Below are 11,280 nucleotides of genomic sequence, written 5' to 3'. Positions count from 1 at the left end.
ATTCCTGCCAGGCCCCGGCGTTGAGCCGCTCGTAGCCGCCCCAGGTGTTGTTCACCAGGAGATGCAGTCTGCCGTGCTCGGCGGCGATCTGGTCGGCGACCGCTGCCACGGCTGCGTCAATGCGATGGTCGCAGGCCACCGGGATGCCCTTGCCCCCCGCAGCCGACACGGCGGGCCACCTGGTGTCGTGGGCCAAGCTCGCACCTCGCACCATTCAGTCCGGCGGCAAGAACACCTCAGGGCCCACCGGGCACGGCAACCCGTGGCTCAAGGGGATGATCGGGGAGGCGGCCATGGCCGCGGCCCGAACCGACACCTTCCTCGGAGCTAGCTACCGCAGACTCGTCAAACATCGAGGCCACAAGAAGGCCATCGTCGCGGTGGCCCGGTCGCTGCTGGTGATCGTCTGGCACATCATCAACGACCCCGCAGCCCGCTTCGAAGACCTCGGGGCCGACCACCACCAACGCCTGGTCAACCCCGCCCGCAAGACCCAAGCCCTCGTCCGCCAACTTCAGGCCCTCGGCCACCAGGTCACCCTCGCCCCCGTGGAAACCGCAACCTAGCACCACAACTCTTCCAAGCCCGTCCGCCCGGCTCACGCCGTCCGGACGCTGCCGCCTGCCCGGCTGATCTGGGGTTTTCCGTTCAGAGGGATTGCGGGCCCCACTCACGGGCACGCATGGTCACAAGGACGATACGGCCGGCGGGGCCCGGTCAGCGGGTCCAGGGCGAGGAGTATCGCTCGGCGAGCCTCAACACCGCGGCCGTATCAAGGGGTTGAAAGTGCTTCTCGCCCAGGCTGAGAAGCACCGCGCAGGTCTGTTCGAGCTCGATGGCCGTCTCGACTGCACCGTGGATCGTGGTGCCTGCCGTGATGGAGCCGTGGTTCTGCAACAGTGCAGCACGGAAAGGGAATTCGAGGGCTTCGATCACGTCGGCCTGTGACGGGTCCCCAGGGTCCGCGTAGGGAATGAGCGGGGTCTGGCCCACGCGCATCACAAAGTACGGTGTCACCGGAGGGATCGCGCTGTTGGCGGACCACGGTGTGGTGCACGAGACGGCGGTGGCCTTGAGCGAGTGCACGTGCACGATGGCGGTGGTGTCGAAGTCCCGTCGGTAGAAGGCGCGGTGGAACGGGAACTCCTTCGACGGCCGCGGCCCGTACAGGAGAGTGCCGCTGAAGTCGACTACGGACAGCTCGTCGACGTGGAGCGCGGCGAGGTCCGCGCCGGTGGGCGAAATGACGATATGATCCCCGTCACGCATGCTGATGTTTCCGGATGAGCCCGGGCTCATGCCGGTGGCGGCCACTTTGGCCCCCGCGGCGACAAGTTCCTCTCGTATCTCCTGTGACATCACTTTTCGCTGTCCGTCCTTTCTTCCCGGGTGATTCCGTCGAGCTTGCTCCATGCCGTGGTGAACATGTCGACCGGCCCGAAGTTCCCCGATTTCAGTGCAACGTTGAGGAGTACGTCGTCCCTGGTCACGGCGGCCCCCCAGGTGACTCCCGGGGAGATCGCCGGTCCGACCCGCAGATGGGTCACGCCCAGGTCGGCCAGGACCTTGCCGGAACTTTCACCGCCCGCGACGATTAGCTGGGTCACCCCGGCGTCCACGAAGCCGCGCGCAATGGCCCCCATGGCCCGTTCCACCAACGCGGCGGACGACTCCGCTCCTTGATCCGTCGCGTCGTGCGCGACGTCGGCGAGGGAGTCGACGGAGTACACCAGGGGTGTGGCGGACGCTTCCGCCGCCCACAGCCCTGTCGCCCAGTCGACTATGTCGGCGACAGCCCGTTCGAACCCGGTTCGCAGGAGGTTCAGATCGAGCTTGTGCCAGGGCAGGTGCTCCCGGCCGTGCGCTACCTGGTCGCGGGTGCGTTGTGAGGCACTGCCGCACAGTACGGCACGCGGTCCGGGCCTCACGGTGATGTCACGCGCTCGTGGATTCTCCCGCGCCGGGAGTCCCTGGGCGAGTCCGGAACCGCCGGTGACGAGGCGCAGCGTCCGGCTGCCGGCCATGATCAGCCCGAGGTCGTCCGTAGTGACCGTGTCGATCACGACCGACGTGCGGCCGTCGGCGGAGCGCAGCGACGCGAGGGCATCCGCGATCGCCTGCGGCCCGGAGCGCACCGTGGGCAGTGTGATCTGCTCCACCCTGGCGGACGTCTGGGGCGTGAGAAGTCGTGGCACGCTCGAATCGAGCATGGGAGTCAGCGGGTGGTGCCGCATCGGGCTCTCGTCGAGGAGCTCCTTGCCGACGAAGAGGTGTCCGAGGTACACGGTGCGCCCGGCATCGGGGAAGCCGGGCACCACGATCGTCACCGTCTCGCCGAGGTGGTTCATGAGTGCGTCGATGACGGGCCCGATGTTGCCGTGAGGGGTCGAGTCGAACGTGGAGCAGTACTTCACGTAGAAGCGTTCGCTGCCGGCGCGCTCCAGCAGCCGTGCGGCGGCGAGGCTCTGTTCGACGGCCTGCTCGACCGGGGCGGTACGCGACTTCAGAGCGATCACCACGGCGTCGACGCCGTCGACGGCGTCGACCGCAGATGCCCCTGCCGGGTCCACGGGGCCGAACAGGACGACCGTGCGCAGCCCCTGTCCGACCAGGTTCGTCGCCAGGTCCGTCGCGCCGGTCACGTCATCGGCTATGCAGCCCCACTGCACCACGTGGCTCCTCCTCGGGTTGGCGAGATCCGTGACATTCATGATCTCGTCTGTGAATAAATGTTATCAGGCTGTCCATGTGTGTGAAAATTCTCGTGTAGAGTCGGCTCGCGGCTTTAACACATGCCTGATCCGTCCCCATGTGTAATGCGGCGGCTGCATCGTGTACCGGCCATGTCCAATGCCTGCGAGCCGCATGCGGGCACCACAGGAGGTCCTTTTCGTGAACCAGTCATCGGTGGAGGCAAGCGGCGCGCAGCCGACCGCGGTCAAGCGCGCGGCCGTCGTGGGCTCCGGCTACATGGGCGGCGGAATAGCCCAGGTCCTCGCGCTGGCCGGCCTCGACGTCGTGCTCGGTGACGTCGACGCAGAGCGCGCCGAGGCCGCGCGCCGGCGCCTGATCGAGGAGGCCGGTCGTTTCGTGGACCGTGGCCTGTTCGAACCGGGTGCCGTGGAGACGATCACCGCGCGGCTCAGCGCCGCGCGGAGTGTCGAGGCCGCGGTGAGCGATGTGGACTACGTCACGGAGGCCGTCTTCGAGAGCCGCGAGGTCAAGAAGGCCGCTCTCGCGCGCATCTCGGGCGCGACCGCCCCGTCGACGATCATCGGGACCAACACCTCTGCGATCCCGATCGAGGAGCTCTCGGAGGCGGTCGAGCATCCCGAACGCTTCCTCGGGGTGCACTGGATGAATCCCGCCCCGTTCGTTCCCGGGGTCGAGCTCATCCCCGGCCCAAGCACCGCCGCGTCGGTCGTCGACACGGCCGAGGCGCTGATGGTCGCGGCGGGCAAGACGCCCGCCCGGGTGTCGGACAGCCCTGGCTTCGTGGCCAACCGGCTCCAGTTCGCCCTCTACAAGGAGGCCGTGCGCGTCGTCGAGGAGGGCCTGGCGACTCCCGAGCAAATCGACGCCGTCGTCAGCAACGCCTTCGGGTTCCGACTGGCGCTGTTCGGTCCGTTCGCGATCGGTGACATGGCCGGACTCGATGTGTATGCGGCATCCTACGAAAGCCTCGCCGCCGAGTACGGCGAGCGCCTGGCGGCTCCGGAGCTGCTCACCAAGACCGTCGAGGCCGGGAATCTCGGCCTGAAGAGCGGGCGCGGCTTCCTCGACATCCCGGCGGAGGACGCGGCCGCCCTGGTCGCCTACCGCGACAAGGCGTACGCGGCCCTGAGCTCACTCCGAAAGAAGCTCGGCCCGGCCCCGGGCCTCTGAGAGTTCCGGGTGCCCGCCAGCACACATCACAGACTGCCGAGAACGGGAACACCGATGGCCGACCTGGAGACCAACCTCATTCCGGAGCAGCGGCGTGAGAAGCTGATCATGCTCCTGCAGCGCGATGTCGTCCTGAGCGTCGTTCAGCTCACGGAGGTGCTCGGCGTGTCGCACATGACCGTGCGCCGGGACATCGCTGCGCTGGAGCGGGACGGCCGGGTCAGCTCGGTTCCCGGAGGGGTGAGGCTGGCGGGCGTGGTGCGCTCCGAACCGGACTTCGCCGCCAAGTCACTTACCGAGCGGGAAGAGAAGGCGGCCATCGCGCGCATCGCCGAGACCCTTCTGCACGACGACATGATCGTCTATCTGGACGCGGGGACGACCACGGGCGCCCTCGTGCCCGCGATCCGCGCGCGTACCGGCATGACCGTCATCACCAATGACTTCGTCATCGTCGAACAGCTCATGGGCGCCGAACACGTCGAGACGATCCACACCGGCGGTCGGCTCGAACACGCGAACCGCTCCGCGGTCGGCAGGCTGGCCGCGGAGACGCTGCGCAAGATCAACACGGATATCGCCTTCATCAGTGCCAGCTCTTGGGACATCACGCGGGGCGTGACCACCCCGTCCGAGGCCAAGGTCGATGTCAAACTGGCGGCGCTCGAGGCGGCTTCGGAGGCCGTACTCACCGTCACCAGCTCGAAGTTCGGAACATTCGGCATGTACGACGTCGCAGCGTTGCGGCGATTCGACCGGATCATCACCGATCGCGGTCTCCCGCAAGCCGCAACCGACCGTATGCGTGCCTCTGGCATCTCGCTTGACCTGGCGAGTGCGGCCCATGCCGGCGAATGAGCCGCATGGAAGTCCATTGAATCGCCCGAAGGAGCCCGACAAAGATGTCTCTCATAAGTCCTCGTGGGACCGGCCTGGAAACAAGCCCCACGTCGGCCTCGGCCACCGCGGGAAGGCGGCGCTACGTCATCGCCTTCGTCCTGGGTCTGGTCGCCTGCCTCGGCTACATGGACCGAGTGAACTTCTCCGTCGCCGGGGACGAAGTCATCAAGGCGTTCGGCCTGTCGACCGGCGAGTTCGGCCTGACCACGTCGGTCTTCAGCTGGGCCTACGTGGTGCTCCTGATCCCGCTGGGCATCCTCGCCGACCGGAAGGGTGTCCGCCTGGTGCTGGCGCTGTCCGTCGTGGTGTGGTCCATCGGCGCGCTGTTCACCGGGGTCGCCGTGGGGGTGGGCACCCTGGTCGTCGCGCGTCTGCTGCTCGGCGGTGGGGAGTCCAGCACGTTCCCTGCGGGAAACATCGCCGTCCGTGAGTGGGCGCCTGAGAGGGAACGCGGAATCTTCACCGGGACGCTCAACGCAGGCACCGTGGTGGGTCCCGCGATCGGCGCGGTGGTCGCCGCGTACCTGGTGGTGGCGGTCGGCTGGCGCGGATCCTTCCTCGTCGAGGGCGGTGTCGGCATCCTGGTGGGCGCCATCTGGTTCCTGGTCTATCACTCTCCGGAGAAGACCAAGTGGCTCAAACCGCGCGAACGCTCGATGATCCTCGCCGAGCGTGCGGGCTCCGCGCAGAAGTCGTCAGCCACTGCGATGAGCATCGCCGGACTGCTGCGGACCAAGACCATCTGGGGCCTGATGATCACGCAGGGATGCGCTGTCTACACCAGCTACCTCTTCCTCAGCTTCCTCCCGCTCTACCTGGTCACCGAGCGCCACCTCAAGATCCTCAGCTCCGGCTGGGTCACCGGTCTGACCTACGGGATCGCTGCCGTCGGCAGTGTGATCGCGGCGCGGATCAGCGACCGTGTCCTCAAGAGGTCGGACGTGCTGCGGGGAGGCCGGCGCAAGGCGGTCGCCGTCGTGCTGCTGCTGGCGCTGCCCCTGCTGGCGCTGCCCTGGATCACCAGCATCCCGCTGGTCATCGCCCTGGTCTCGTGGGTGCTCATCATGGACACCGCGGCGATCACACTGAACTGGGCGCTGACGAGCGACCTGATTGTGGACAAGGCCTCGAGCGGCCGCGCGTTCTCGCTGACCGGTGTCGGCGGCAACATCTTCGGCCTGCTGGCCCCCATCGTCACCGGATACCTGGTCGACTGGACCGGCAGCTACACCGTCCCGTTCCTGGTCGCGGGAGCTCTGCTCCTGGCCGGCGCGGGGGTCACCTGGACGATGTCGAGGCACGCGCTGCAGCCGGCACAGGCCGACTGAACGTGCCCTCGTGCACAGCACAGGAGAGAAAGTGAACGACGTTTACACCCTTGATGTCCTCGTCCGCGGTTTCCCGGGCACGACGCGGACGCACGGCGGCCTCGGATGGTGCAGCGTCTCCGTCCTGCGGGACGGGACGCGGACCGTCGTGGTCGACGCGGGTCCCCCCGCGTACCAGGAGATGGTGCTCCGGGAGCTGGAGCAGCGCGGGATCAGCACGTCCGACGTCACGGATGTCCTCACCACCCATCTCCACTGGGACCACATCGGAAATTTCACCATGTTTCCCAACGCCATCTTCACGGTGGGCCGGGTGGAACTGGAGTGGTCGGCACAGCAGCCGCCCGAGACCCCTCTGGTCGCGGACCTGCACGTGCGGCGGCTGCTCGAACTGGGCGATCGCGTGCGCACCGTCGACGACGGAGGCGAAGTCGTCCCGGGGATCACTGCCATCGCCGTTCCCGGGCACACCCCCGGGCACATGTGCTTCCGCGCGACCGTTGCCGGGGGCGACGTGCTCTTCGCCGGGGACTCCGTGAAGAACCGGTACGAGCTGGCGACCGGGGACGTGCACTCGTCACTGGACTTCGAGGCGAGCCGCGCCAGCGTCGAGCGGCTTCGGGCGCTGATGGAACAGGATCCGTCCATCGTCATGGTTCCGGGTCATGACGTGCCGCTGGCCTGGGTGAACGGCGAAGTGACCGCGACGGAGCCGCTGAACGCAGAGCTGTCGGTCTACCTCGACACGCACGACGACCCCGATTCGCAGACGTTCATGTAGCGGGTCAGCCCCGTCACAAGGCCTCGGACCGCGGATCGGTCTGGGGCCTTGTGCTGCTTCTGCGCGAAACGCGCACGGTGGGCATCCGCGCTCGACACGTACCCAGCAGATATTTGCGTATTTCGAGCACCTTGCGCGATGCACGCATGAAGCTTAGTGTCGGCGTCGGAGGCACACGGAACGTCCGGTTCCGATGGCACACGCGGCACGGTCCGTTCAGCGACGCGAACCGCAGCAGCCCTGAAAGGCAGGTCCGCAGATGTCCGTCCCCATCGAGCAACGCGCAGCGGCGGCTTCCGAACCCGCCGTGCTGATCATCGCGGACGACCTGTCCGGGGCCGCGGACAGCGCGGTCGCCCTCGCCGACCGTGCCGACGCCGTCGTGCTCCTGGACGCGGAGGCGCCGCTGCCCCGCGCCACCGTGGTCTCCGTCGACACCGACAGCCGCTACGCGGACCCGGCCGCAGCGGCCGCGCGGGTCACGGCGGCGGTCCGGCGCTCCGATGTGGGCACCCTGGTCTACAAGAAGATCGACTCGACGTTGCGCGGCAACATCGGCCCGGAGATCCACGGCTGTCTGACGGCTCTCGACGCGCTGCACGGCCGGAACCACCTGGCCGTGGTCGCGCCCGCCTTCCCCGCCACGGGCCGTACCGTGGTGGACGGCCGGGTCCTCGTAGCGGGCGAACGCGTCGAGCTGCGTCACCCCGGCCGGGTACCGCTCGTCGAGCAGCTGCGGGCGGCCGGACTGACCGTACGGCTGCTGGGGCTCCGCGAACTGCGCGCGGGCGACGCGGCCGGCGTCCTCGCGGACGCTGCCGGGGCGGACGCCGTGGTTGTCGACGCCGTGGTCGACGACGACCTCGCCCGCGCCGTGTCCGCCTGCGACGGGCTGCCGGTGCTCCTGGCCGGATCGGCCGGCCTGGCCCACCACCTCGCGCTTGTCGACGGGGGCGCGCGCACCGCACCCGCGGCGGCGCAGCGGCCGTACGGCCCCGTGCTGATCGTGGTCGGCAGCCGCAGCGAGCAGGCCTACGCCCAGTGCCGCACCCTGGCGACCGAACTGCCCGCCGTCCCGGTGGCCGTGACGACCGCCAACGGCGGTACGGAACGCGCCGCGCGCCAGCTGGTGTCCGCGCTGTCGGCCGGGCGTGACGCCGTCGTCTTCCTCGACCCGTCGCTGGCCGTCGAACCCTCCCGCGCCCAGGAGTTCGCCAGGGCCCTCGCAAACGTGGCACGGATCGGCGCCGACGACGCCGGAACCCTCATCGCCACCGGCGGCGAGACCGCGCGGGCCGTGCTGCTGGCGATGGGCGTATGCAGTCTCACGGTGGAGGGCGAGATCGAACCCGGCGTGGCGCGCGCGCACACCACCGGCGGGCTGACTGTCATCACCAAGGCCGGGGCGTTCGGCGACCGGGGGACGCTGCTGCGCGCCGCGCGCGAACTGGGACACGGAAGCCTGCCCTATACCCCCACCGCCGGCAGTGCTCCCCGCGAGCAGTGGCGAGCCACCGGCCCCGGCACGCTGGCGGCCGCACCACCCCAGCGGTAGGGGATCCCGAGCCATTACCCCGTACCGCCTTCTCCTCACCGCACGACATCCTGAAGGGTGACATCATGTCAAAGCCCGTAATAGCGATCACCATGGGCGACGCCACCGGCGTAGGACCCGAGGTGATCGTCAAGGCGCTGGCGGGCGCCGCCGCCGATCTGCCGTTCCTGCCGCTCGTGGTCGGGGACGCGGCACGACTGCGCCGCGCCGTCGGCATCACCCAGGTCAAGCTGGCGGTCCATCCGGTGGCCTCGGTCCGGGAGGCCGTCTGGGAGCCCGGTACCGTCGACTGCCTCGACCTCGCCAACATCCCCGAGGACCTGCCCTTCGGCCGGCTCTCGGCCATCGCGGGCGAAGGCGCCTACCAGTACATCGAGGCCGCCACCAGGCTGGCGGCCGAGCACCAGGTCGACGCGATCTGCACCGCGCCCCTGAACAAGGAGGCGCTGCATGCGGCGGGCCACAAGTACCCCGGCCACACCGAGCTGTTGGCCAAGCTCACCGGGACCCCTGAAGTCTCCATGCTGCTGTCGGCGCCCAAGCTGCGCGTCATTCACGTCACCACGCACATCGGACTGGTCGACGCAGTGGCGGCGATAGAGCCGGGTCTGGTGGACCGGACTATCCGCCGCGGTCACGCGACGCTCGTCGCGGCCGGAGTCGCCGAGCCGCGGATCGCGGTGTGCGGCATCAACCCGCACGCCGGGGAGCACGGCTTGTTCGGCCACGGCGAGGAGGAGTCCAAGGTGGTGCCCGCCATCACGGCGGTGCGGGCCGACGGCATCGACGCGCAGGGCCCGCTGCCCGCGGACACCGTCTTCTTCCGTGCCGTGCGCGGCGACTTCGACCTGGTCGTCGCGATGTACCACGACCAGGGCCACGGCCCGGTCAAGGTCCTCGGTCTGGACACCGGCGTGAACATCACCGTCGGCCTGCCCGTGATCCGCACCAGCGTGGACCACGGCACCGCCTTTGACATCGCGGGCACCGGCCGGGCCGACGAGGCCAGCATGGTCGAGGCCCTGCGACAGGCGGTGGACCTCGCGCCGCACCGCGCCGCACCCGCCCCCGGGAGTGACCAGGAGTGAGCGGTTCGCAGCGGCGCGCGGAGATCCGGGACCTGCTCCAGGTCGGACCGTTGTCGGTGGCGGAACTGGCCGAGCGATACGGGGTCTCCGAGTCCACCGTCCGGCGTGACCTGACCCGGCTGTCGCAGTCCGGTGAGATCGTCCGCACCTACGGCGGCGCGCTGTTCCCGGGTGGCCCCGAAGAGCAGCCCCTGCGGGAGCGGGAGCAGCTCTTCCGCAAGGAGAAGGCGGCGATCGCCGTCGCAGCCGAGGCCCATGTGGCCGACTGCCGCCTGGTGTTGCTGGACGCCGGGACCACCGTGGGGGCCCTGGCCGTCCGGCTCGCCGCCCGCGGCGGATTGACCGTGGCGACACCGGGTCTCACGTCCATCGATGTCCTAGCCGGGGTTCCGGGCATCGAGCTGATCGTGCTGGGCGGCACCGTGCACCAGGTCAGCCTCGGGATGGTGGGGCCGCTGGCCGAGGGGGCGGTGTCCCGGCTCACCGCGGACGCGGTCTTCCTCGGCGCGGACGGTGTGGTCGCCGGGCGCGGGATCTGCGAGGCGCGCCCGGAGCAGGTCTCGTTGAAGCAACTGATGATCAACCGCGCCCGGGACGTCTATGTGCTGGCGGACGCGGGCAAACTGGGGCGTGCGGAGTCCCACTGGTGGGCCGGCTTCGACCGGGCCTGGACGCTTATCACGGACGCGAAGGCCACGGATGCCCAACTCGCGGGTTTCCGCGACGATCCCCTGTGCACGGTCGAGGTGGCCGACGCGATCTCCTGACGCGCCCTTCGGCCTGCGTGCCGAGGGCGCGGCCGTGCACGGGCGTGAACCGGGCGGGGCGCCCGCAGCGCCTGTGGTCTGCACGGCCGGCGAGGCCCTGTTCTGCGAACCGGCCGCGCCATACACGGATCTCGATGTTCTCGCTGGTGAAGACGTGTAGGGTGCCGAAAGTCACGCACTGCCTCTGATCAGGTATTTTGCAGCACCCGTTGATCATGGCAGGGTCGGATCTTATGGCGTTGCGCGTGCTCTACCTGATCTTCTTGCGGCTCCTCGGACTGCTCTTGCTGCTCTCCCGCTCGCCGGGCGCCAAGGACGTCGAGCTGCTCGCGCTGCGCCATGAGAACGCGGTGCTACGCCGCCAGCTCGGCGTCCGGCCACGCCTTGCGTGGCCCGACCGCGCCGTGCTCCGCCCGCCGATCTCCGAGGAGCTCACCGCCCTCATTCTGCACCTGGCCCGCGAGAACCCGACGTGGGGATCCACCCGCATCCAGGGCGAGCTGCGCCGTCTCGGTCACCGGGTCGGCGCCTCGACCATCCGCCGCATCCTGCGCAGCGCCGGCCTCGGTCCCGCACCCCGGCGCAGCCCCGGCGGAGGACCGACGTGGCGCGCGTTCCTGCGCGCCCAGGCCTCCGGCCTGCTGGCAGCGGACTTCTTCCACGTCGACACCGTGGTCTTGAAGCGGCTGTACGTGTTCGCGGTCATAGAGGTCGGCACCCGCACCGTGCGCATCCTCGGCGTCACCACCCACCCGACCGCGGCCTGGGCCACCCAGCTCGCCCGAAACCTACTGTCCGACCTCGGTCAGCGAGCCTCCGGCTTCCGCTACCTGCTGCGCGACCGCGACAGCCGCTACACCCAGGCGTTCGACGCCGTCTTCACCGCCGACGACATCGAGATCCTCAAGACCGCACCACAGGCTCCGCGGATGAACGCCCACGCCGAGAGGTTCATACGCACCGCACGAGCCGAGTG

The 11,280-nt window shown here is 69.3% G+C and carries 11 protein-coding genes; 9 read left to right on the top strand and 2 right to left on the bottom strand.

All coding sequences use genetic code 11. The annotated features are described in order from the left end of the window. Nucleotides 1-143 precede the first annotated feature (143 nt). Entirely contained in the window at nt 144-566 is a 423-nt protein-coding gene (locus FCI23_RS51410; protein ID WP_169317400.1) for a transposase, read from the top strand. A 151-nt stretch (nt 567-717) separates the two neighbouring features. Here the strand turns inward: FCI23_RS51410 and FCI23_RS51405 are convergent, their stop codons facing one another. Then, nucleotides 718-1,359 carry a class II aldolase/adducin family protein gene (locus FCI23_RS51405; protein ID WP_136730838.1) on the bottom strand — a complete coding sequence of 214 codons (642 nt, stop codon included), beginning with the start codon at nt 1,357-1,359 and terminating at the stop codon, nt 718-720. After that, a complete protein-coding gene (otnK, locus tag FCI23_RS51400) occupies nt 1,359-2,711 on the bottom strand; it encodes a 3-oxo-tetronate kinase (RefSeq protein WP_407646155.1) in 1,353 nt (450 codons plus the stop codon). The genes FCI23_RS51405 and otnK overlap by 1 nt, the downstream gene beginning before the upstream one ends. Before the next feature lie 181 nt (nt 2,712-2,892). Here otnK and FCI23_RS51395 point away from each other — a divergent pair, with 181 nt between their 5' ends. The 8 genes from FCI23_RS51395 to FCI23_RS51355 all read left to right on the top strand — a co-directional run. Then, on the top strand, nt 2,893-3,885 hold the full coding sequence (locus FCI23_RS51395) for a 3-hydroxyacyl-CoA dehydrogenase family protein (RefSeq protein WP_211265847.1): 993 nt from the start codon (nt 2,893-2,895) through the stop codon (nt 3,883-3,885). Nucleotides 3,886-3,939: 54 nt separating this feature from the next. Then, complete coding sequence (locus FCI23_RS51390) at nt 3,940-4,743, top strand: DeoR/GlpR family DNA-binding transcription regulator (RefSeq protein WP_136730836.1); 804 nt, start codon at nt 3,940-3,942, stop codon at nt 4,741-4,743. A 44-nt stretch (nt 4,744-4,787) separates the two neighbouring features. Continuing rightward, nucleotides 4,788-6,113 carry an MFS transporter gene (locus FCI23_RS51385; RefSeq protein WP_136730835.1) on the top strand — a complete coding sequence of 442 codons (1,326 nt, stop codon included), beginning with the start codon at nt 4,788-4,790 and terminating at the stop codon, nt 6,111-6,113. A 31-nt stretch (nt 6,114-6,144) separates the two neighbouring features. Further along, on the top strand, nt 6,145-6,894 hold the full coding sequence (locus tag FCI23_RS51380) for an MBL fold metallo-hydrolase (protein WP_169317399.1): 750 nt from the start codon (nt 6,145-6,147) through the stop codon (nt 6,892-6,894). 259 nt (nt 6,895-7,153) lie between these two features. Continuing rightward, complete coding sequence (locus FCI23_RS51375) at nt 7,154-8,449, top strand: four-carbon acid sugar kinase family protein (protein ID WP_136730833.1); 1,296 nt, start codon at nt 7,154-7,156, stop codon at nt 8,447-8,449. Nucleotides 8,450-8,514: 65 nt separating this feature from the next. Then, nucleotides 8,515-9,537: a 4-hydroxythreonine-4-phosphate dehydrogenase PdxA gene (gene pdxA / locus FCI23_RS51370; RefSeq protein WP_136730832.1), complete on the top strand. Its 1,023-nt coding sequence runs from the start codon at nt 8,515-8,517 to the stop codon at nt 9,535-9,537. Next, on the top strand, nt 9,534-10,304 hold the full coding sequence (locus FCI23_RS51365) for a DeoR/GlpR family DNA-binding transcription regulator (RefSeq protein ID WP_136730831.1): 771 nt from the start codon (nt 9,534-9,536) through the stop codon (nt 10,302-10,304). The genes pdxA and FCI23_RS51365 overlap by 4 nt, the downstream gene beginning before the upstream one ends. 233 nt (nt 10,305-10,537) lie before the next feature. Then, nucleotides 10,538-11,280, top strand: a 743-nt coding sequence (locus FCI23_RS51355; protein ID WP_169317398.1) for an IS3 family transposase, incomplete at its 3' end; no start/stop codon positions are given.

Origin of the sequence: Actinacidiphila oryziradicis (assembly GCF_005047355.1) — a bacterium.
Taxonomy (GTDB): Bacteria; Actinomycetota; Actinomycetes; order Streptomycetales; family Streptomycetaceae; genus Actinacidiphila; species Actinacidiphila oryziradicis.
Note: the sequence above shows the minus strand (reverse complement) of the source record. Positions and strands in the feature narration are given on the sequence as shown.